Here is a 20,302-nt window from a genome sequence, read left to right as displayed (position 1 = left end):
ATAAGCCATGACCGACCATTACGACATCAGCGAAATCCAGGACCCCGCCGCGCGCGAAGCCGAGCTGTTCGCGCGCCTGCCGGATATCCTGCGGTGCGCGATGGCCGCGCCCGCCTATGCGGAACGGCTGGCCGGCGTCGATCCCGCGGGGGTTACCAGCCGCGCGGCGCTGGCGCGGTTGCCGGTGCTGCGCAAGGCCGACCTGCCGGGCTTGCACAAGGCCAGCCTGCCGTTCGGCGGCTTCGTGCACGAAACACCGGGGTCGTTTGCCCGCCTGTTCACCTCGCCCGGGCCGATCTTCGAGCCGGAGTCGCGGGAAGCCGATCCCTGGCGCGGCGCCCGCGCGCTGTTTGCCGCCGGCTTTCGCGAGGGCGACGTCGTCCTCAACACCTTCAGCTACCACCTCACCCCCGGCGGCTTCATTTTCGACGGCTCGGCCCGCGCGCTCGGTTGCGCCGTGATCCCGGCCGGCCCTGGCAACACCGAACAGCAGTTCGAGCTGATCGACGCCTACAGGCCGTCGGCCTACTCCGGCACGCCGGATTTTCTGAAGATCCTGCTCGACAGCGCCGCAAACGCGCGCCGCGACGTCTCCTCGATCAAGCGTGCGCTGGTGTCCGGCGCGGCATTCCCGAAATCGCTGCAGGACGAGATGAAAAGCCGCGGCATCGACGCCTATCAGGCGTTCGCCACCGCCGATCTCGGCTTCATCGCCTATGAGACGTCGGCGCGCGAAGGCCTTGTGGTCAACGAGGACCTGATCCTCGAAATCGTCCAGCCGGGCACCGGCGATCCGGTACGCGACGGCGATGTCGGCGAAATCGTGGTCACCTTGCTCCATCCGCACCATCCCTGGATCAGGCTCGCGCTCGGAGACCTCACCGCCGCCCTCCCCGGCACGAGCCCGTGCGGGCGCACCAATATGCGGATCAAGGGCTGGATGGGCCGCGCCGACCAGACCACCAAGGTGAAGGGCATGTTCATCCGCCCCGAACAGATCGCGGAGATCGGCAAACGTCATCCCGCGCTGGGGCGGCTGCGCCTCGTCGTCAGCCGCGACGGCGAGACCGATGCCATGACGCTGCGGGCGGAGGCCGATGCTGCGAGCGACAGCCTGCGCACTGAACTCGCCACGACGCTGCAGGGCGTGACCAAGCTGCGCGGCGGCGTCGATCTCGTCGCCCCGGGATCACTGCCGAACGATGGCAAGGTGATTGCCGACGAACGTTGATCGTAGCTCGGATGAGCGCAGCGATATCCGGGAATCACACTCACTGAGTCAGAAACCCCGGGGTCGCTCCGCTCGCCCGGGCTACAAATTCATTCGCCACGCCCCACCGCGAACACCTCAAGTGGTGCTGCGCGGCCGCGCAATTGAACTTCGCCGAGCGCTTCGACAATCAGGCCCGCTCCTGGCCGCACATGCTGCAGCAGATCGGCCGACAGCAGTAAATTCCGTCCCACTGCCTTGCAGTGTTCCTGCAGCCTCGCCGTCACGTTCACCGTGTCGCCGAAATAAGCCAACTGGCGATGCGAATTGCCGCATTCGCTGATCACCACCGGACCCGCATGCAGGCCGGCGCGAAAGCCCGGCACCATGCCGAACTCGCGCCGGTAAGACTCCGCTTTCGCCGCAACGCAATCCGCGATCGCAAAGAAACAATCGATACAGCGGATCTCCGACACCCCGCTTTCGAGCGGCCACGTCACGATGACCTCGTCCCCGACATAGGCATGAACCTCGCCACCGTGCGCGACGATCGCGCCATCGATGTCGGAGAAAAAGCGGGTCAGCAGATCCTGCACCCGCAGTTCACCCATCGATTCCGCAAGCGACGTCGACCCCGCCAGATCGAGAAACATCAACACACGCTGTTCGCGCACAGGTCGCCGGTACCGCCCCAGTGCGACATTGAACAGCACCCGGCTGCCGACCAGTCGGGTCAGCTCGAAGCCTATTCCGATCAAAAGCGACAAGCCAAACGTCACCGCCACGATCCGGGGGAAACTGTCGGTCAGCCAGTGCGCCTCGATCCGCTGTCCGTAGAGCAGCGCTTGCAGGCCGATGGCGACCAGCGCCACGACAACAGCCATGCTCGCCGAGCGAACCGCGATGTCGACCAACAGCGGCCGGCGGCTGGCCCAGGCGCTGCGGCCGGACGTGAAATAGACATGCACCGCCCAGCCGGTCAGCGCGAGCCCCATCCCGTGCAGGGCACTGCGCAGATAGTTGGCGACCGTCGCCTCGATCGCATCGTCGCCGAAATAACGAACGGCGGCCCCCGCCAGCAGGCCGAACAACGCGATGAAGATGGTCGGGCGCCTCATGCAGGGCATGTCACCCGCGACCGCGCGAAAGGTCAACCCGGTTTCGGGGCCGGCATGGATCACGCCATTCGGCCAGCCCTAATTCCTCATGGTGAGGAGGCGCAGTTGCGCCGTCTCGAACCATGAGGCCACCGAAGCCACCGCCCGGGCCTCATCCTTCGAGACGCGGCCAAACGGCCGCTCCTCAGGATGAGGAATTCGCACTCATCCCGCCTTCACTTTGCGCGGGCCGATGAAGCCGAACAGGAAAGCCGCGATCTTGCGTTTCTGGATTTCCTCACTGCCTTCGGTGATGCGGTAGCGGCGGTGATGGCGGTAGATGTGCTCGAACGCCTTGTGCCGTGAATAACCCATGCCGCCATGCACCTGCATGGCCTGGTCGGCGGCCTCGCAACAGAGACGGTTCGCCCAGTAGTTGCACATCGAGACCTTGTCGGAGAGCGTCTTTTCGATCGCATCACGCGACAGGCCGTCCATTTCGCTGGCGGTCTTGCGGATCAACAGCCGCAGCATTTCGGCCTGGGTCGCGAGTTCGACCAGCGGCCACTGGATCGCCTGGTTGTCGGCCAGCGGCTTGCCGAACGGCTTGCGCTCCCGCGCATACCGCACGCTCTCTTCGATGCAATAGACCGCGGCGCCGAGCGAGCTTGCTGCCTGGCGGATGCGGTTCTCGTGCACGAAGCATTGCGCCAGCGCCAGTCCACGGTCGACCGGGCCGAACAATGCGTCATCCGGCACGAACACATTGGTGAAGCTGACGCGCGGGTGGTCGGTCGGCATGTTGAAGGTCCACATGTATTCCTCGATCTTGACGCCGGGCGTTTGCGTCGGCACCAGGAAACAGGTGATGCCGGTGGCGTCACCGTCCTTGCCGGAGGTGCGGACGAATGTCGCGCAATGGGTCGCGACATGCATGCCGGTGGTCCACATCTTCTCGCCGTCGATGCGCCAGCCTGCGACCCCGTTGCGCGTCTCGCGCACGGCGCGGGTTTCCATATGGGTGGCGTCGGAGCCATGATTGGGCTCGGTCAGGCCGAAAGAAATCCGCGCCTTGCCGGTGATGCTGGCCTCGATCAGCTGTTCCTTCTGGGCATCGGTGCCGTAATTGTCGAGCATGATGACGACGGGGAAATTGCCGACGATAGAGTGTTCGTTCTGCAGGTCGTTGTGCAGGCCGAGCCCTTGGCTCGCGAAATGCTCGCGGATCACCGCCATGCCGAGATTGGTGCCGTCGCGGCCGCCATAACGTTTTGGCAGCGCATAACGCAGATGCCCGGCGCGGTCGGCTCGATTTTTCGCCTCGCGCAACAGTGCTTCCCATTCGTGGCGCGGCAGTCCGTCATTGTCGAAATCGGTGCGCGCCCATTCGCGGCGGTGGTCGAAAAAGCGCTCGTTATCATCATCGCTTTGCAGCGGCTTGATTTCGCGCGCAATGAAAGAATCGAGCTCGGCGAGATAGGCAGTGAGTTCCGGTGGCAGCGAGAAGTCCATCGGCGTTTCCTTCTGGTCTTATTGTTTGTTGTTTTCGGCAAGGTAGGCGGCGTAGGTCGGCTGGTCCACCGCGAGCTTGTCGAGGGTGGTGGCCCACAGATGCTGTTTCAGGCCGGGATCATCCGCCGCAAGCCGGCCATCGGTGATGCGCGCACAGAGTTCGCGGTTGAGATCCTCAAGCGTGCCGGTGCGGTCCAGCAGGCTCTCGAGCCGCTGCATCTCGGTCGCATGGGACGCATCGGCCCGTTCGAGCTGTCGCGCGACCAGGTCGAGCGCATTGGCGGCGACGCGGGCCTCGAACGCCGAACTGCCCGACAGTTGCGGCATCAGTTTCTCGCGCAGCGTCTGTGCGACGGTGCGGACGAGGTCGATGGGATCGGGACGGTCCTGCATGGCTCTACCTTCGCGGCATCAGAAGACGCAACAGATCGATCTCGTTTTCGGAGGCGCGACGGCCGATCATCGCGCGTTCGATCGAGCGGTCGCCGCCGCGCTCATAGCGCGCCAGCATGCCCAGGCACATCACGCCCCAGCGCAGCGACCCGAAGGTTTCCCAGAATTTCACCCGCGCCACGTCGACTTTGCCGCCGCCGGCCGCTTCATAACCGGCGATCAGATCTTCCAGCGTGCCGAAACCGCCGACCGGCTTGTCGATGCCGCCGAAGCGCCACGCGTTGGTGCAGATCCAGCCGAGATCGCGCATCGGATCGCCCAGATGCGTCAGTTCCCAGTCTAGGACGGCGCGCACGCCGCTCGCATCGACAATGAAATTGCCATGGCGGAAATCGCCATGCACCAGCGACGGCTTAGGCTCCTGCGGCGCATGTTCGGCGATCCAGCGGAACGCCAGTTCGAACACCGGCCGCGGCTGGCCGTCGGCCAGATAGATCTCGCGCAGTTGTGCCAGTTCGTCGGCGGCAGTGATGGTTTGCAGCGAAGGCAATCCGGCAACATCAATCGCATGCAGGCGGGCCAGAATGCCGCCGAGTTCGCGCGCAAGCCGCGGGCGCAAGCCGGCATACGCCGCATCGCGCAAAATCTTGCGCGGGATGGTTTCACCGTCGATCCGCTGCATCAGGAAACCGCGCCCGAGCTCGTCCTCCGGCGCCAGCACATGAACCACGCGCGGCGACGGCACGCCCGCCGCCATGGCCGCCGTGATCAACGCGGCCTCGGTCTCGATCTCCGGCGCCCCCACCTTGGCATTGGTGTGTGGCGGCATCCGCCGCAGGATCAGCGGCCGGCGATCGCCCCCCTCCTCGATTGCATCGAACGCCAGCGTCTCCTTGCTGGCGCCGCCGGACAGCCGGCTGATCGATGCCACGCGACAGCGTTCGCCGAACAGCCTGCGGATCAACCGCAACAACACATCAGCCAGATCGTCCCCAGCCATTGATGCCGTCGTGTCTTCATTCGAGCGTGACATTCACATCGCCATTCTCATTCCCGCGATACGTTAATTAAGGGCTTGACTAAAAGCCACGTGAAAACGATGCCGCGGTGCGGGGATCGAAAAGGCTTATTCTGCACCACGAAAAATCGCCTTGCGGACGTTGACGCGCGGGCAGCCGCGCGTCGCTGCCAGTCTCCGAGAGGTATCGCCGCGCGCCGATGTCGCTGTTGCCCGCTCGCACATGCGTTCCGATTGGTGATATCAACGTCGCCCGGCCGGGGCATCCGGCCATTGTCTCGACAGGAAAGGATCGACATGTCCGAAGAGAAGGTCGCCGTGATCACTGCTGGCGGCAGCGGAATGGGCGCGGGCGCCGCACGCCGGCTCGCCGCCGATGGTTTCAAGGTCGCCATCCTGTCCTCCTCCGGCAAGGGCGAAGCCCTGGCCAGGGAGCTGGGCGGGCTCGGCATCACCGGCTCCAACCGCTCCAACGACGACCTGCAGCGCCTGACCGGTGAGACCCTGGCACGCTGGGGCCGCATCGACGTCCTCGTCAACAGCGCCGGACATGGCCCGCGCGCGCCGATTCTCGATCTGACCGACGAGGACTGGCACAACGGGCTCGACGTCTATCTGATGAACGTCATTCGTCCGACCCGGCTGGTGACGCCGATCATGCTGACGCAGAAGGCCGGCACGATCATCAACATCTCGACCTATGCGGCGTTCGAGCCCGATCCGCTGTTTCCCACATCGGGTGTGTTCCGCGCGGGCCTTGCCGCCTACACCAAGCTGTTCTCGGACAAGTATGCAGCCAACAACGTTCGCATGAACAATGTGCTGCCGGGTTTCATCGACAGCCTTCCGGAGACCGAAGATCGTCGCGCCCGCATTCCGATGGGACGTTACGGCAGGAACGAGGAAATCGCGGCGACCATCGCCTTCCTCGCCTCCCCCGGCGCCGGCTATATCACCGGACAGAATATCCGCGTGGACGGTGGCATCACCCGCTCGGTGTGAGCGACCAGGCCACGGTGCAGGAAACGTGAGCCTTGCGCAGGGGTCGCAGACTCTCACCTCGGTAACGCACACGAAGAGGCGACGCGGCATTCGTCGAAATCGAACGCCGCTCGCCGAGATCGCGTCAGCTCTGGTGTGGTCCGCGCATCATCTTCATGGCATCTTCGATGTGCCGCCAATCCCTGGCTTCTTCGACGTTGCCTTGTTCTTCGTAATTCACAGCTTTCCGCGCGGCCTGGGCGATGGCCTGGCCGCCGTGTTTTTCCAGCATCTGCCGCGCGATGTCGTGGATCTCCATCTCCCGCATGGCGTCTCTCCTTCTGGTGCGCCGATCATCAACCGTGATCGACGCGCAGGACGCCCCTAACAGTTCGGGAGTCTGATCCTCCGGGACGGCGTTTGCAAGGCACGCTGCACGCCGTTCCCGCCGAGTTCCCTATTCCGCGGGAACCGCCGCGCCCGGCAGCCGCGTCGAATAATACGATGCGGTCTGTTTGCCGCTGGCGGCGCCTCGGGCGAAGATGATCAGGTGATGTGCGACGAGGCCGACGCTGATGATGCGCTCGATGTCGCCCTTCTTCAGCCGCGGCCACATGAACTTCCAGAACTCGCGGCGATAGTCGCTGCGCACGCCGACGTTCCAGAGAATCTTCGCCAGCATGGTCAGGCCGCGCTTGATGTTGGGCCATGAGACACGCTGCGGGCTGTTCGGCGGCGTCAGCCGGTTCGGATAGGTGACGCGATCCTGGTGTTCGAAACGTTCGAACAGCTTGTCGGGCGTATAGGCGCGCGCCATAGTGTCGCGCCACATCCGCACCACCTGGTCGTACGGCAGGTGGAAATCGACATTGGAATCGCGGCTGTCGTCGTCCAGCAGCAGGCGGTTTTCCTTCTTCAGCCGGTCCCACAGCGGCGTGCGCGGCAGCGCCTGCAGCAGGTTGATGGTCAGCATCGGGATCTGCGACTGCTCGATGAATTCGAGGATAGTCTCGCCGGAATCCGGCTTGTCGGTGTCGAGGCCGAGAATGATGCCGGATACCACCTCCATGCCGTATTTGTTGAGCTCCTGGACGCCTTCCAGGATCGGCACCATCATGTTGTGGGATTTCGACATCGCCTTGAGTGCATCGCGATCCGGGGTCTCGATGCCGCAGAACACCGTAGTGAAATAGGCGTCACGCATCTGGGAGAGGATTTCCGGGCGCTTGGCGATGTTGAGGGTCGCCTCGCAGGCGAACTGCAGCGCGAAACCGTTGCGTTTTTGCCATTCGATCAGATGCGGCAGCAGTTCGAGCACGGCGCGGCGGTTGCCGATGAAATTGTCATCAACGAAGTAGACCGCGCCCAGGAGCCCGCACTCCAAGAGCTTGTCGAGTTCGGCGGTGATCTGCTGTGGCGACTTCAGGCGGGGGTTGCGACCATACAGCGCGGGGATATCGCAGAACTCGCACTGATAGGGACAGCCGCTGGAGAACTGGATGCTGCCGATGAAGTATTTGGTCAGCGGAACCAGCTCGTAGGCCGGCTGCGGGAACTCGGTCATGTCGCGGCGGTCGAGGGTGGTCAGCACCACCTGCTGTGCCGGTCGGGAGGGATCCTGGGCCAGTTGTTCGATCAGGCGATCGGTGGCGTCGCCGAGTTCGCCGACATGCAGATAATCGAAATCCGGATAGTATTCCGGACAGGAACTCACCGAAGGTCCGCCAAGTGCGGCCGTGCGGCCGGCGGCGTGGGCCCGCGCGCAGATGTCGTTCATCTGCTGGCGCTGGATGTGCATGCCGCTGACGAACACCACGTCCGCCCACTCGAAATCGGTGGCCGTTGCCTGCTGGATGTTCTCGTCGATGAACCGGACCGGCCAGTGCTTGGGCAGTACGGCGGCGATCACCAGAAGCCCCTGCGGCGGCATGAAGGCCTGCACGCCGTCGGTCAGGGCATAGGAATACTCAAAAGTTCCGAACGAAGGGGTATAGCGCGGAAAAACGCACAGGATCTTCCGGACCGGCAAATCGCCGTTAGTCAGCATTCAGTCCCCCGATCGAAACCGCAAGTCAGGTCTTCACAAGTCAGGCCCACCCACACAACCAGCTTGCCCGGCTTTTGGTGCCATGGCCATCGGATTGTATGCAGAAATAATCCCGGCAATTGTGGCATTTACCGGTCATACCGGCGAGCGCCGGAGCGGCTGACCTAGGATCGCCGACGTCCGGGTGCAAGGCGCGTCTCATCAACCCTGCACTGCGTCAATCTGCCCTGAACGATTCAGCTGTGAAGTTTTCGAACAAACCGGGCCTACCGGGGACCATACAAGCGAGGAGCACACACGAAATGATGCGCCTGTCATGATTCTGTATTTTGGCCCGCAAACGCTACGCCCCGTCGCCCGCCGGCTATCCGGCCGCGATGATCGCACGATCAATAATTGGTTCACGGCATCTGGGGTGCGCCTTGAACCATCCATATATTTTACAGTGGCGGGGAGGTTTGTACAGAGGAGGAAGCGTCATGCGTGTTCGACATTGGCAAGATGTTGTCAGCTTGTTGCTGGGCGCGTGGCTGGTGGCGTCGCCGTTTGCCCTGGGCTTCACGGGAGCGGCGACCTGGGTCACGGTGCTGCTCGGCGTGTTCGTCGTTCTGTTTGCCGTCGAGGGATTTATCGTTCCATCCTATCTGGAGGAATGGGGAGAGATCCTGCTGGGTCTGGCTCTGGTGGCCGCTCCGTGGGCGATCGGCTACGAGTCGTCGGCGGCGACGACAAACAGCGTGGTGTCGGGTCTGTTGGTCATCTTGTTCGCAACCTGGGAACTGATGACCGATCGCGAGTTCATCACCTGGTGGCACGATCTCTGGCATCATCCGGCGACCTGAGAAGGCTCTCGCCCGAAGCCTTATGGATCGGCCATCGTCTGCTCGCGGTCGGAGGGAGGGTCCGTTTCGACAACGTGCAGCGCGAACGAGTTCGCGAAGAGAGGAAGATGTGCGGCCCCGAGTGGTGCCGCACATAAGCGACTTTGCTATGATGCTGTCTTGGCCTCGAACGGCTGCCAGATGCTGATTTTACGGGTCTCCGGCATCAGGAAGAGGGCGAGCACGAAACATACGGCGGGAACCGCGATCGGGTAGATCAGCGCGTAGCCGATGCTGCCGGTGGCCGCGAAAGCCGCCGAGGTGATGAACGGTACCAATCCGCCACCCCAGCCGTTGCCGATGTGATACGGCACCGATACCGACGTGTACCGAATCCTGCCGGGGAAGTATTCCGCCAGGAACGCTCCGACCGGCCCATACACCATCCCGACGTAGCAAACGAGGATGAAGATGATGAAGATCGCGATCGGATAGTTGATGTTGCCAGGTTGCGTGACCGTTCCCAGCCACAAATACAGCGGATAGTACGTCATCGCGGCGAGCAGCATGCCTCCCAAGATCACTGGCTTGCGGCCGATGATGTCGGACAGCCAGCCAAAAAAGATCAAGCTTGGCGTTGCAATGAGCAGCGCGGCTCCCACGATGTAGGCCGAGGTCAGCGGGTCCACCTTGGAAACCTGCTGCAGGAAATACAACGCCCAGAACTGACCGCTGTACCAGACCACTCCCTGCCCGATCAGCACGACGGTGGCGATCAGTATGTATTTGATGTTCGAGCTGAGGAAGGCCTCCTTCCAGGGATTCTTCGTCATCTGCCCCCTTGCCTTGATCTCCTGGAAGATCGGCGTTTCCTGGAGCTGGAGCCGGATGTAGATCGCGATGGCGACCAGCAAGAAGGACACCAGGAACGGGATCCGCCACGCCCACTCATCGAAGATTTGATTGCCGAAGTACGTGCGTGCCGCGATGATCACAGCCAGCGACACCACGATGCCGAGAGTCGGAGAGGTCTGCAGCCAGCCGGTGTAGTAGCCACGGCGTTCGTCCGGCACATGCTCGGCGACGTAGGTGATGGCGCCGCCATACTCACCGCCCAGGCACAGGCCCTGGATCATACGCAAGCCGAAGAGCAGGAACGCGGCCGTCAGGCCGATCGACTCGTAGGTAGGGATCAGGCCGATGGCCCCGGTACCGATCCCCATGCCGCTCAGTGTCACCAGGAACGTGTACTTGCGGCCGATCCGATCGCCCATCCATCCGAAGAGAAAAGCTCCCAAAGGACGGATCAGGAATCCTGCGGTGAACAATGCAATCGTGCTGAGCAGCGCCGCAACCGGATGGGACTTTTCAAAGAACTTGACCGACAGCACCGCGGCCAGGCTTCCGAAAATATAGAAGTCATACCATTCGATGACGTTTCCAACCGACGCGGCGACAATCACGCGGCGGAAATCCTTCGGGACTTGGACAGCCATGTTGTCCTCCTTTTATATCAACGCATTTCCACCTGTTTTCAGGGCCTGATTGCGCCGCAAAGCGACGTCCGCGCGGACAGCATCCGCCGGGAGTTGATAAAAATGCGCTCGTAACGCCTGCTCTCGGGCGGCTCAAATCGCCCGGGGAAAGCTCAAGCGGCCTTCAGCGCCGCGAGCAGTTGTCGCCTTGTTCCCTCGACAGGGAACGCAAGGCAGGCCCACTTTACTCCCGAACAGGGCAGCCACCGTATACGACTTTTGGCGCGGTTTGCCCGACCGCCCTTGAAGCAAGGCCCATCGTCGCCGACAGGCAAAAGCCCCGGATTGCTCCGGGGCTGCCCAACCGCATGTGACCAATTGCAGACGCGATCACCGCGTCATGCGTCACGGCTCACGACCGCCGTCGCCTCGATCTCGACCCGCGCCGCGGGCTCCACCAGCCGCACCACTTGCAGAAGCGCCATGGTGGGATAGTGCGAACCCAGCACCTCGCGATAGGCCGCACCAATCGCCTTCAGGTTGGAGACATATTCCTCCATGTCGACGACATACCAGGTCATCCGGACCAGATCCTGTGGCCGGGCGCCACCTTCCGCCAGAATGGCGACGATGTTCTCAAGCGTCTGCTTGACCTGCTCCACGAAGCTGGTCGGGAAATTCCCGGCCACATCCCAGCCGACCACTCCGCCGGTCACCACCAGCCTGCCTTCGGCCATCATGCCGTTGGCATAACCCTTCGGACGCGGCCAGCCGCCCGGCTGCAGCACCTGCGGACCCGTCGCGGCTGTCAGAGTCTTGGGTTGATCCTTGGTCGCGGGCAAGACCGCGAGAGTGTTGGCTTTCGGTGCAGTCACCGCTTCATCTCCCTATGATATCGCGTGACAACGGGTCATTCCGCCGCCGTCATGGGTCGTGTGGACGCGGCGCTGGCTTGCGCCATCTGCCGCAATGTGAAGCGCCGCAGCTTGCCGCTGGCAGTCTTCGGCAATTCGGTCACGAATTCGATCGCGCGCGGATATTTGTAGGGCGCGATCTCGCGTTTGACATGGTCCTGCAACGCACCCACCAGCGCGGCGTCACCACTGACGCCGGGTCGCAGCACCACATAGGCTTTGACAATGGTGCCGCGCTCGTCATCCGGCGCGCCGACCACACCGCATTCGGCGACCGCATCATGGCTCATCAGCGCAGCTTCGACGTCGGGTCCGGCGATGTTGTAGCCCGCGGACACGATCATGTCGTCGGAGCGCGACTGGTACCAGAAGTAACCATCCTGATCCATCAGGTAGGTGTCGCCGGTCAAATTCCAGCCATTGAGGATGTACTTGCGCTGCCGCTCGTCGGCGAAATAGCGGCACCCGGTCGGGCCGCGCACCGCCAGTCGCCCCATCGTCCCCACAGGGGCATCATTGCCCTCGTCGTCGACGATCTTGGCCTCGTAACCCGGCACTGGCTTGCCGGTGGCGCCGGGGCGAATCTCGTCTTCGGTGGCGCTGATGAAGATGTGCAGCATCTCGGTCGAGCCGATGCCGTCGATCAGCTTGATGCCGGTGGCCTTGAGCCAGGCATCGAAAGTGCCTTTCGGCAGCGTCTCTCCGGCGGACACGCATTTGCGCAGCGATGACAAATCGTGCTTGCCGTTGAGCCCGATGATGGCGCGATAGGCTGTCGGTGCTGTGAAGCACACTGTCGCCTTGAAGCGCTCGATCGCCGCCGCGAAATTGGCCGGCGCGGGATTTTCCAGCAGGACGAACGATGCCCCGATATGCATCGGGAACAGCACGCCGCCGAAACCAAACGTAAAGGCCAGCGGCGCCGAGCCGATGAAACGGTCCTCACGGCGGGCCCGCAGCACATTGCCGGCAAAGCCGTCGCACACCGCGAGCATGTCGCGGTGGAAATGCATGGTGCCCTTGGGATCGCCGGTGGTGCCGGAGGTGAAGGCGATCAGGCAGAGATCGTCGGCCGCGGTATCGACGGCTGCGAAGTCGGGGCTGGCATCGGCGATCAGCGCTTCCAGCGAGTCCGGTCCGTTCGACTCCCAGTACACGACGCGCTTGAGCTCCGGCGCCACCGCCTTGGCTTTTTCCATTTCGTCGGCGAGCTTGTGGTCGCACAGCGCCAGTGCAATTTTCGCCTTCTGGATCGGATAAGCGATTTCCTTGGCCCGCAGCAGCGGCATGGTCGCCACCGCAATGCCGCCGGCCTTGATCACCGCGAGATAAGTCGCGACCATCATCGGGGTGTTGGCCGAACGCAGCAGTACTCGCCCGCCGGTGACAAGGCCGAGCTTGCCGACCAGCACGTTGGCGATGCGGTTCACCAGGTGCTGCAGTTCGCCGTAGCTGTAATTCTTCTGGTCAGTGAAGATGCAGGGATCGCTGCCGCGCCCCTCGTCGATCCAGCGATCGAGGAAATTGAACACGCAGTTCAGGCGTTCCGGATACTGATACTCCGGGCGGGTAAAGATCAGGTCCGGCCAAAGCTCCGGGGCCGGCAGATTATCACGTGCAAACGTATCAACATGGGCCGTCTTTGCCATCGTGCGTTCCCTTTCAGCGTCGCTCGCACCAGCTCAACCAACACCTCATGCGTTCCTCCCCCGTCCGCCACGCTGCGCTACTCAGCAGCATGGCGCACAGCCACCGTCTGTGCGGCTTTCATCAGTTCCCGGCCAATGACAACCTTTTGCACTTCCGTAGCTCCCTCGTAGATCCGCAGCGCGCGGATTTCGCGATAGAGCTCTTCCACCTTGACGCCCTTCTTGACGCCAAGGCCGCCAAAAATCTGCACTGCGCGATCGATCACCGTCTGCGCGGTTTCGGTCGCGAACATCTTCGCCATCGCCGCCTCGCGGGTGACGCGCGGCGCGCCCTGGTCCTTGGTCCAGGCGGCGCGATACACCAAGAGCGCCGCCGCATCGATCCCGGTCGCCATCTCGGCGAGCCCGGCCTGCGTCAACTGCAGGTCGCCGAGTGCGGCGCCGAACATCTTGCGATTGACTGCGCGATCAAGCCCCTCGTCGAGCGCCCGCCGGCCAAGCCCGAGGGCTGCGGCACCGACTGTCGAGCGGAACACGTCAAGCGTCGCCATCGCGACCTTGAAGCCTTCGCCGGCCGGGCCGATCCGGCGCGCCAGCGGCACGCGGCAATCTTCGAATTTCAGCGTCGCCAGCGGATGCGGCGCAATCACATCGATGCGTTCCGCAATCGTCAGCCCCGGCGTATCGGCATCGATCACGAAGGCGCTGATGCCGCGGGCGCCGGGCGCTTCATTAGTGCGCACGAACACGACGTAATGATCGGCGATGCCGCCGTTGGAAATCCAGGTCTTCAGGCCATTGATGCGGACATGGTCGGCGCCGTCGGGCACCGCCATCGTGCTCATGGCCGCGACATCGGAGCCGGCGTCCGGTTCGGACAACGCAAAGGCGGCGATCGCCTCGCCTTTGGCGACGCGCGGCAGATACATCTGCTTCAGTTCGTTCGAGCCGAACAGCGTGATCGGCCCGGTGCCGAGCCCCTGCATCGCAAACGCGAAATCGGCCAGTCCGTTCTCATAGGCCAGCGTCTCGCGCACGAGACAGAGCGTGCGCACGTCAAACACAGGCGTCAGGCCACCATACACCGCCGGCACCACCGTGCGCAGCCAGCCAGCCTCACCCAGCGCGCGAACGAGCTTGCGGCAGGAGCCGTCGACATCATGATGATCGACCAGCGCCGGCAGCGTGGCCGCCGCCCAGCGCGCGAGATCCGCACCGAGCTTGCGATGATGATCTTCAAAAAACGGCCAGGAAAGTGTGTCGGCCATCTGGTCTCCGCCGGAGCTCGAGAAACGCCAAATCCGAAAATCATTTTAAACCTAAAATAATTTCACGCAACTGGGAATTTTGAGGCGGTGCACCGGTTTTTGCGGGGATTGGGAAATCATCGTGCCGCGGTAACGGGCGATGCACGTCCCCACCCTACCCGTCATGCGCGGGCTTGACCCGCGCATCCAGCTTCAAAATTCGATCCGGATGTGGAGCAAGCTGGATTGCCGGATCAAGTCCGGCAATGACGCAGTATATGGAGAAGCCTGGTCGCTCTACCGCCGACCGAGCCCCGCCAGTTCCGCCAGCCGCCCCGTCATGGCCGAGTCGGGATCCGCCAATGGCGCGACAACGGTAAAATGGTTGGCGCCCGGAAGCGCCTCATACCGCGCGGCAAACCCCGCCTTCCCCCAGGCCTCCACCATCACCTGGCTCTGGCGCAGGAATTCGCTGCTCTCCGCACCGCCAACCACGGCATCGAGCACGCCCCGATGCGGCGCGGGCCAAAACAGCGGGCTGACGGCGCGCGCCGTTGCGGCATCGAGCTGCAGCGCGGTGTTCATGGAGGTCGGAATCAACGGTTCGAGATCGAACACGCCGGAGATGGCATAGGCCGCGGTCACGAGATCAGCCGGCAGTTCGGCAGACATGCCGGGCCAATCGGTGGCCAGCAGGCAGGCCGCCAGATGCCCGCCCGCGGAATGGCCGCTGACCACCAGCGGCCGGCCGAGCCGCGCCAGTTCCCGCGCCGCGCGGCGCATCTGGCCGATAATGTCGCCGACGGTCACCGCCGGACACAGGTCGTAGCTCGGGACGGCCACGCTGACGCCCCGCAGGTTCAGACCGCGGGCCGCATAGCTGAAGAACGAACGGTCCAGCTTCTGCCAATAACCGCCGTGAATGAACATCACGATGGCGCCGGCATCGGCCTCAGACGGAAAGAAATCCATCACATGGCGTTCACCGCCGCCATAACGCAGCGCGCGCCAGCGGCCGTGGCTTGCGCGATAGGCTTCCGAATCCCGCGCCCAGCCGGCGATGATCGGCGGATGCTCGGGCACGCGAGCGGGATTATTGTACTCGGCTTCGTAATCGATTGCAGCGGCCACGCGATGTCCTGCGAACTGGATTAAGGTGGATTAAGTCGGCAGCGACGCCCGCTCCTTGGCAGCTTTCTGGGTCGACGCCTTGGCCTTGCCGAGCAGCCGCATCAGCTCCTTGACGTCCTTCTCGGTCAGCTCGGAAAAGAAGCTGGCGATCCAGATTTCATGCTCCGCCGCCATCTTGCGAAACACCGCACGTCCCAGCTTGGTCAGCCGGATCACCTGCACGCGACGATCCTCTTCCGAGGTACGGCGATCGATGTGGCCGGATTCGACCAGACGTTCGACCAGGCCGGTGACGTTGCCGTTCGACACCATCATGCGCTTGGAGACGTCTGATAGCGTCATGCCGTCGGGGGCCTTGTCGAGCTGCGCCATCAGGTCGAACCGCGGCAGTGTGACATCGAAGCGCTCGCGCAACCGACTTCTCACCTCGCCTTCGATCAAGGTGGTGCAGGTCAGAAGCCGCAGCCACAGCCGCAGTTCGTCGCCATGATCTTCCGGCGTTTCCGTGGCCTTGGTCTCGGAATCGAATGTCATGGACATGTTGCGATTTCGCCCCGTTGCGGCCTGCGCCGACGCGCTCCCGGACACATGATCCGGATCACCCTTGAACCTTGAAATAATTCGGAATGCGACGAAAGTCAAAGAACGATACGGTCTTGACTGGTCTTCCACACATACCGCCTCATCCTGAGGGCCCGCGAAGCGGGCGTCTCGAAGGATGGATGTGGGGCAAGGCATCGGCCTCATGGTTCGAGACGCGCTTCGCGCTCCTCACCATGAGGGTTCAGTTCTGCAGCAATTTTGCTCTGATGCCGCTCAATTCGGCTGCACAGCGAGATCAACCAACGCTCATCGATTATGAAAAGCGCGGCAGAAACAGCCAAACACACGCAGTGCAACATGTGGCCTTGCCGCACGCCGAATGGGCAATCCGGTCGCTTGCGCGGTTTTCAAAACTAATTTAAGCTTCAAATAATTTGAGAGCGGACCGGCGCGACACTGTGCCGATGCGCCGTCGGCTTGCGACAGCGCCTGTGAAACAGCTAGGTTGCTGGTGAGGATATTTTTGGGGACAGGAGAACGACGATGAAGCGGATCCTAAAAGGATTTTTCGGGGGAGTTGCGGTTGCGGCAGTGTCTGGCCTGATGGCCGGCCAGGCGATCGCTCAGGAGAAACTCAAGATCGGTCTGGTGCTGACGCTGTCGGGGCCCGCCGCCGTGCTGGGACAGCAGGCGCGCGACGGCTTCAACCTCGCGGTGAAGGATCTCGGCGGCAAGATGGGCGGCCGCGATGTCGAGGTGGTGATCGCCGATGACGAACTGAAGCCGGACGTGGCCGTCACCAAGGTCAAGGGACTGCTGGAGCGCGACAAGGTCGACTTCGTGGTCGGACCGATCTTCTCCAACATCCTGATCGCAATCCAGAAGCCGGTGGTCGAAGCCAAGACCTTCCTGATCAGCCCGAACTCCGGTCCTTCGAGTCTCGCCGGCAAGGCTTGCAGTTCGTACATGTACGTCACCTCGTACCAGAACGACCAGGTGCACCAGGTCCTCGGCAAGGTGGCGCAGGATCGCGGCTACAAGCGCGTCTACCTGCTGGTGCCGAACTATCAGGCCGGCAAGGACGCCGTCGCCGGCTTCAAGATCGATTACAAGGGCGAAGTGATCGAGGAATCCTACGTTCCGCTGAATACCCTCGACTTCCAGGCCGAGCTCTCCAAGATCGCGTCCCTCAATCCCGATGCCATCTTCACCTTCATGCCCGGTGGCATGGGCGTCAACCTGGTGAAGCAGTACAAGCAGGCCGGCCTGTCCGACCGCATTCCGTTCCTCTCCGCGTTCACGGTGGATGAATCCACCCTGCCCGCCCAGCAGGACGCGGCTGTCGGCATGTTCGGCGGCGCCAACTGGGCTCCGAACTTCGACCTGCCGCAGAGCAAGAAGTTCGTCGCCGCCTATGAAGCCGCCTACAATAACGTGCCCGGCACCTACGCCTTCCAGGCGTATGATGCGGCGCTGCTGATCGACAGCGCGTTGAAGGCGACCAAGGGCGATGTCAGCAACAAGGACGCGATCAAGGCCGCGCTGAAGAAAGCCGACTTCACCTCGCTGCGTGGCGGCTTCAAGTTCAACAGCAACGGCTATCCGATCCAGGACTTCTATCTGGTGAAGGCCGCCAAGCGCCCCGACGGCAAGTTCCAGACCGAGGTCGTGCAGAAGGTGTATTCGAACTTCGGCGACCAGTTCGCCAAGGATTGCCCGGCGGGGAATTGATCTGATCGTCGACTGGTTTGGTTTAACGCGTTTCAACAACCCACAGCGTCGCACGCGGGCTTGACCCGCGTGTCCAGCTTGCTTCGTTTTCGGCAAGGAAGCTGGATTGCCGGGTCAGGCCCGGCAATGACGCCGTGTGTGGAGCACCGCAGGCCCGCATGACCCTGACGCTCGCACTCGTCCAGATCCTGAACGGAATGCAGTTCGGGCTGATCCTGTTCCTGATCGCCGCCGGGCTCACCATCGTGTTCGGCGTGATGGACTTCATCAACCTTGCCCACGGCGTGCAGTACATGGTGGGGGCGTATCTCGCCGCCGCCTTCACGGCGATGACCGGAAGTTTCGCGCTGGGCCTCGCTCTGGCGCTGCCCTCTGCGCTGCTGTTCGGCCTGCTGCTGGAGGTATTGATCTTTCGCCACCTCTATGAACGCGATCATCTCGCCCATGTGCTGGCGACCTTCGGCGTCATCATCTTTCTCAATCAAGCAGTGAAACTGTTGTGGGGCGCGGCGCCGCTGAGCGTGCCGATCCCCGATTTGCTCTCCGGCACGGTCACGCTGGCGCCGGGCATGCTCTATCCGGTGTATCGCCTGGTCATCATCGCTGCCGGCCTGGCGGTGGGACTGCTGCTGTACTGGACCGTTAACCACACCCGTCTCGGTATGCTGGTGCGGGCCGGCGCCAGCAACGCACCGATGGTGTCGGCGCTCGGTGTCAATATCCGGCTCTTGTTCACCATCGTGTTCGGCGTCGGCGCCATGCTCGCGGGCTTTGCCGGCGCCATGGTGGCCCCCATCCTTTCGGTCGAGCCCGGCATGGGCGACAATGTGCTGATCCTCGCCTTTGTGGTGATCGTGATCGGCGGCATCGGCTCCATCCGCGGTGCGTTTATCGCAGCGCTGCTGATCGGGCTGACCGATACGCTCGGACGCTTCTTTGCACCCACTTTGTTGCGCGCAGTGTTCGATCCGGCCACCGCCAGCCAGACCGGCCGCGCCATCGCGCCGATGCTGATCTATGTGCTGATGGCGGCGGTCCTGTTCTTCAGGCCTTCCGGCCTGTTCCCGGCGAAGCGGTAGCGCCTATGCATCAAGAGATCGCAACACTCACGCCGGCAAACGCAGGCTTGGTTAGCCGCCGACCTCGCTTCGCGGCAATGAGCCGTTCCCTCCCCCCTTGTGGGGGAGGGTTAGGGAGGGGGGTAACCGCGCCTCCGCAGCAGATCGGATCGCCCGCTTCCCGCAAGATCTCTCCAGCTCAGAACACGGAATACCCCCCTCCCCGCCCCTCCCCCACAAGGGCAGGGCTGTCCCGGGAAAAATCACGCATAGGTGACCCCAGCTGATCGGGAGAGAACCTGGGTTTTGGCCTGCTCGGATTGACGGGTGGCGGGGTGTCAATTTCTGCGATCGGTTTTCGCATGAACAGGCGTTGGCAAACGAGCTCAGCGAAACGTAGCTGCAGCATCGGCAAGGAATTCAGACGCCGCGCGAGGCGCAGGAGCAGATAGGCGATCATCGCGGCTATGATTTGCAGCCGAATGGCGTTGTCGTTCTTGCCCATGAACTTGTGGAGGTTGAGATGCTGCTTGATCCAGCGGAACAGGAGCTCGATCTGCCAGCGGCTCTTGTAGAGAGCCGCAATCTCGACTGCCGTGCGTTCGAGATCGTTGGTGATGAGAGTGATCATTCCCCCTTTGTCACGCCTGACCTTGATGCGTCGCAATGGGATCGGCAGACTGGAATCGCCCTTGCTGGCGAGCGAGACATTGGCATCGGCGATGACTCTGAAGCCGTCGCCTATGGTCTTGCGCACGTACCGGGACTTTGTCATGCGCAAGCGCGTGTTCACCTTGACGCGGGTGACGAAGAAAGCCTTGGCAGCATTGATCTTCTTCCACCAGCCAAAGTGATAATAGCCCTTGTCGAAAACGTAGGTCGCACCGGCTTCCAGCTCCGTTTGACGGCCGATCTCGACGTCATTGACGGTCGCCGGCGTAATCTCGACACAACGCGGGACATCGTTCCCTGGATGATAGACGACGTGCATCTTCAGGCCGCGGATACGGCCATTCCATTCGGCCCATTCGCACATCTTGCCCAACGGCACCGGGCTCGAGTCGATCAACCGAACCATCTCGGCCCCTTCCACCCGCGTGTGTCGATCGGCCTTCTTTGCCAGCATCGCGAAAGTTTCCGCGAAAATACTCACCGGACGACGTGCATTCGCACGCGAGAGTGTCGAGCGAGGGGTCTTGCCTACACCCAAATGATAATGCTGATGGGAGTTTGCCTTAGAGGTCGCTTCCACAGCGCGCAGGCTCGTGACCCCGCCCAATTGGGCGCCCACCATCGCCACAAGATGATCCCAGCTTTTGAACGTCTTGTCGTAGGCATTACCGTTATGTCGCTCGACGATTTCCCGAAATTGTCGTCGATCAATCGGTTTGAGGAGCTCCCCAAAGATGCTATTCACGTATTGCATGCCCGGCCCTTTTCTGTGTCTCGACAACCAGAAAGTATCCGGTTCACGC

At 62.7% G+C, this 20,302-nt stretch carries 18 protein-coding genes and 1 pseudogene; 6 read left to right on the top strand and 13 right to left on the bottom strand.

Annotated features, from left to right (window positions below; all coding sequences use genetic code 11):
* Positions 1–7 precede the first annotated feature (7 nt).
* On the top strand, positions 8–1,231 hold the full coding sequence (locus tag RS897_RS24730; protein WP_315831344.1) for a phenylacetate--CoA ligase family protein: 1,224 nt from the start codon (positions 8–10) through the stop codon (positions 1,229–1,231).
* A gap of 89 nt (positions 1,232–1,320) precedes the next feature.
* Here RS897_RS24730 and RS897_RS24725 read toward each other — a convergent pair whose 3' ends face one another.
* The 4 genes from RS897_RS24725 to RS897_RS24710 all read right to left on the bottom strand — a co-directional run bounded on the left by RS897_RS24725 (position 1,321) and on the right by RS897_RS24710 (position 5,212).
* The gene (locus RS897_RS24725) at positions 1,321–2,328 is read right to left on the bottom strand and encodes an adenylate/guanylate cyclase domain-containing protein (protein ID WP_315831343.1); all 1,008 of its coding nucleotides are present in this window, start codon (positions 2,326–2,328) and stop codon (positions 1,321–1,323) included.
* Positions 2,329–2,532: 204 nt separating this feature from the next.
* Entirely contained in the window at positions 2,533–3,819 is a 1,287-nt protein-coding gene (locus tag RS897_RS24720) for an acyl-CoA dehydrogenase family protein (protein ID WP_315831342.1), read from the bottom strand.
* A gap of 18 nt (positions 3,820–3,837) precedes the next feature.
* Positions 3,838–4,212, bottom strand: a complete 375-nt coding sequence (locus tag RS897_RS24715) for a DUF6285 domain-containing protein (protein ID WP_315831341.1) — start codon at positions 4,210–4,212, stop codon at positions 3,838–3,840.
* A gap of 4 nt (positions 4,213–4,216) precedes the next feature.
* Positions 4,217–5,212, bottom strand: coding sequence for a phosphotransferase family protein (locus RS897_RS24710; RefSeq protein WP_315831340.1), 996 nt, complete (start codon positions 5,210–5,212; stop codon positions 4,217–4,219).
* Positions 5,213–5,527: 315 nt separating this feature from the next.
* Here RS897_RS24710 and RS897_RS24705 point away from each other — a divergent pair, with 315 nt between their 5' ends.
* Positions 5,528–6,232, top strand: coding sequence for an SDR family oxidoreductase (locus RS897_RS24705; protein ID WP_315831339.1), 705 nt, complete (start codon positions 5,528–5,530; stop codon positions 6,230–6,232).
* 124 nt (positions 6,233–6,356) lie between these two features.
* Here RS897_RS24705 and RS897_RS24700 read toward each other — a convergent pair whose 3' ends face one another.
* Positions 6,357–6,539, bottom strand: a complete 183-nt coding sequence (locus tag RS897_RS24700; protein WP_315831338.1) for a hypothetical protein — start codon at positions 6,537–6,539, stop codon at positions 6,357–6,359.
* Positions 6,540–6,668: 129 nt separating this feature from the next.
* Positions 6,669–8,258 (bottom strand): B12-binding domain-containing radical SAM protein, encoded by a 1,590-nt coding sequence (locus tag RS897_RS24695; RefSeq protein ID WP_315831337.1) that lies wholly within the window; start codon positions 8,256–8,258, stop codon positions 6,669–6,671.
* A gap of 479 nt (positions 8,259–8,737) precedes the next feature.
* Between RS897_RS24695 and RS897_RS24690 the strand changes: the two genes are divergently transcribed.
* On the top strand, positions 8,738–9,100 hold the full coding sequence (locus RS897_RS24690; protein ID WP_315831336.1) for an SPW repeat protein: 363 nt from the start codon (positions 8,738–8,740) through the stop codon (positions 9,098–9,100).
* Between the two features lie 146 nt (positions 9,101–9,246).
* Here the strand turns inward: RS897_RS24690 and RS897_RS24685 are convergent, their stop codons facing one another.
* The 6 genes from RS897_RS24685 to RS897_RS24660 all read right to left on the bottom strand — a co-directional run bounded on the left by RS897_RS24685 (position 9,247) and on the right by RS897_RS24660 (position 16,029).
* Entirely contained in the window at positions 9,247–10,575 is a 1,329-nt protein-coding gene (locus RS897_RS24685) for an MFS transporter (protein ID WP_315831335.1), read from the bottom strand.
* Between the two features lie 377 nt (positions 10,576–10,952).
* On the bottom strand, positions 10,953–11,429 hold the full coding sequence (locus RS897_RS24680; RefSeq protein ID WP_407654294.1) for a RidA family protein: 477 nt from the start codon (positions 11,427–11,429) through the stop codon (positions 10,953–10,955).
* 35 nt (positions 11,430–11,464) lie between these two features.
* Positions 11,465–13,117, bottom strand: a complete 1,653-nt coding sequence (locus tag RS897_RS24675) for a benzoate-CoA ligase family protein (protein ID WP_315831334.1) — start codon at positions 13,115–13,117, stop codon at positions 11,465–11,467.
* Between the two features lie 77 nt (positions 13,118–13,194).
* Positions 13,195–14,385, bottom strand: a complete 1,191-nt coding sequence (locus tag RS897_RS24670) for an acyl-CoA dehydrogenase family protein (protein WP_315831333.1) — start codon at positions 14,383–14,385, stop codon at positions 13,195–13,197.
* A gap of 276 nt (positions 14,386–14,661) precedes the next feature.
* The gene (locus RS897_RS24665) at positions 14,662–15,495 is read right to left on the bottom strand and encodes an alpha/beta hydrolase (RefSeq protein ID WP_315831332.1); all 834 of its coding nucleotides are present in this window, start codon (positions 15,493–15,495) and stop codon (positions 14,662–14,664) included.
* 30 nt (positions 15,496–15,525) lie between these two features.
* A complete protein-coding gene (locus tag RS897_RS24660) occupies positions 15,526–16,029 on the bottom strand; it encodes a MarR family winged helix-turn-helix transcriptional regulator (RefSeq protein ID WP_315838733.1) in 504 nt (167 codons plus the stop codon).
* A 188-nt stretch (positions 16,030–16,217) separates the two neighbouring features.
* Here RS897_RS24660 and RS897_RS24655 point away from each other — a divergent pair, with 188 nt between their 5' ends.
* The 3 genes from RS897_RS24655 (at position 16,218) to RS897_RS24645 (ending at position 18,848) form a co-directional block, all read left to right on the top strand.
* Positions 16,218–16,460, top strand: coding sequence for a hypothetical protein (locus RS897_RS24655; protein ID WP_315831331.1), 243 nt, complete (start codon positions 16,218–16,220; stop codon positions 16,458–16,460).
* A gap of 181 nt (positions 16,461–16,641) precedes the next feature.
* Positions 16,642–17,769 (top strand): ABC transporter substrate-binding protein, encoded by a 1,128-nt coding sequence (locus RS897_RS24650; RefSeq protein ID WP_315838732.1) that lies wholly within the window; start codon positions 16,642–16,644, stop codon positions 17,767–17,769.
* Between the two features lie 158 nt (positions 17,770–17,927).
* Positions 17,928–18,848 (top strand): branched-chain amino acid ABC transporter permease, encoded by a 921-nt coding sequence (locus tag RS897_RS24645; protein WP_315831330.1) that lies wholly within the window; start codon positions 17,928–17,930, stop codon positions 18,846–18,848.
* A gap of 259 nt (positions 18,849–19,107) precedes the next feature.
* Here RS897_RS24645 and RS897_RS24640 read toward each other — a convergent pair.
* A pseudogene (locus tag RS897_RS24640) lies at positions 19,108–20,253 on the bottom strand (IS4 family transposase); the annotation flags it as partial.
* Positions 20,254–20,302: the final 49 nt, after the last annotated feature.

Source organism: Bradyrhizobium prioriisuperbiae (assembly GCF_032397745.1).
GTDB lineage: Bacteria > Pseudomonadota > Alphaproteobacteria > Rhizobiales > Xanthobacteraceae > Bradyrhizobium_A > Bradyrhizobium_A prioriisuperbiae.
The sequence above is the reverse complement of the archived record's forward strand: the minus strand, read 5'-3'. Positions and strand labels throughout refer to the sequence as shown.

What these genes read in the sequence shown, in the direction of transcription:
- RS897_RS24730 (WP_315831344.1), top strand. Translation starts at nt 8, where the DNA reads ATGACCGACCATTACGACATCAGCGAAATCCAGGACCCCGCCGCGCGC.
- RS897_RS24725 (WP_315831343.1), bottom strand. Translation starts at nt 2,328, where the DNA reads ATGAGGCGCCCGACCATCTTCATCGCGTTGTTCGGCCTGCTGGCGGGG.
- RS897_RS24720 (WP_315831342.1), bottom strand. Translation starts at nt 3,819, where the DNA reads ATGGACTTCTCGCTGCCACCGGAACTCACTGCCTATCTCGCCGAGCTC.
- RS897_RS24715 (WP_315831341.1), bottom strand. Translation starts at nt 4,212, where the DNA reads ATGCAGGACCGTCCCGATCCCATCGACCTCGTCCGCACCGTCGCACAG.
- RS897_RS24710 (WP_315831340.1), bottom strand. Translation starts at nt 5,212, where the DNA reads ATGGCTGGGGACGATCTGGCTGATGTGTTGTTGCGGTTGATCCGCAGG.
- RS897_RS24705 (WP_315831339.1), top strand. Translation starts at nt 5,528, where the DNA reads ATGTCCGAAGAGAAGGTCGCCGTGATCACTGCTGGCGGCAGCGGAATG.
- RS897_RS24700 (WP_315831338.1), bottom strand. Translation starts at nt 6,539, where the DNA reads ATGCGGGAGATGGAGATCCACGACATCGCGCGGCAGATGCTGGAAAAA.
- RS897_RS24695 (WP_315831337.1), bottom strand. Translation starts at nt 8,258, where the DNA reads ATGCTGACTAACGGCGATTTGCCGGTCCGGAAGATCCTGTGCGTTTTT.
- RS897_RS24690 (WP_315831336.1), top strand. Translation starts at nt 8,738, where the DNA reads ATGCGTGTTCGACATTGGCAAGATGTTGTCAGCTTGTTGCTGGGCGCG.
- RS897_RS24685 (WP_315831335.1), bottom strand. Translation starts at nt 10,575, where the DNA reads ATGGCTGTCCAAGTCCCGAAGGATTTCCGCCGCGTGATTGTCGCCGCG.
- RS897_RS24675 (WP_315831334.1), bottom strand. Translation starts at nt 13,117, where the DNA reads ATGGCAAAGACGGCCCATGTTGATACGTTTGCACGTGATAATCTGCCG.
- RS897_RS24670 (WP_315831333.1), bottom strand. Translation starts at nt 14,385, where the DNA reads ATGGCCGACACACTTTCCTGGCCGTTTTTTGAAGATCATCATCGCAAG.
- RS897_RS24660 (WP_315838733.1), bottom strand. Translation starts at nt 16,029, where the DNA reads ATGACATTCGATTCCGAGACCAAGGCCACGGAAACGCCGGAAGATCAT.
- RS897_RS24655 (WP_315831331.1), top strand. Translation starts at nt 16,218, where the DNA reads ATGTGGGGCAAGGCATCGGCCTCATGGTTCGAGACGCGCTTCGCGCTC.
- RS897_RS24650 (WP_315838732.1), top strand. Translation starts at nt 16,642, where the DNA reads ATGGCCGGCCAGGCGATCGCTCAGGAGAAACTCAAGATCGGTCTGGTG.
- RS897_RS24645 (WP_315831330.1), top strand. Translation starts at nt 17,928, where the DNA reads ATGACCCTGACGCTCGCACTCGTCCAGATCCTGAACGGAATGCAGTTC.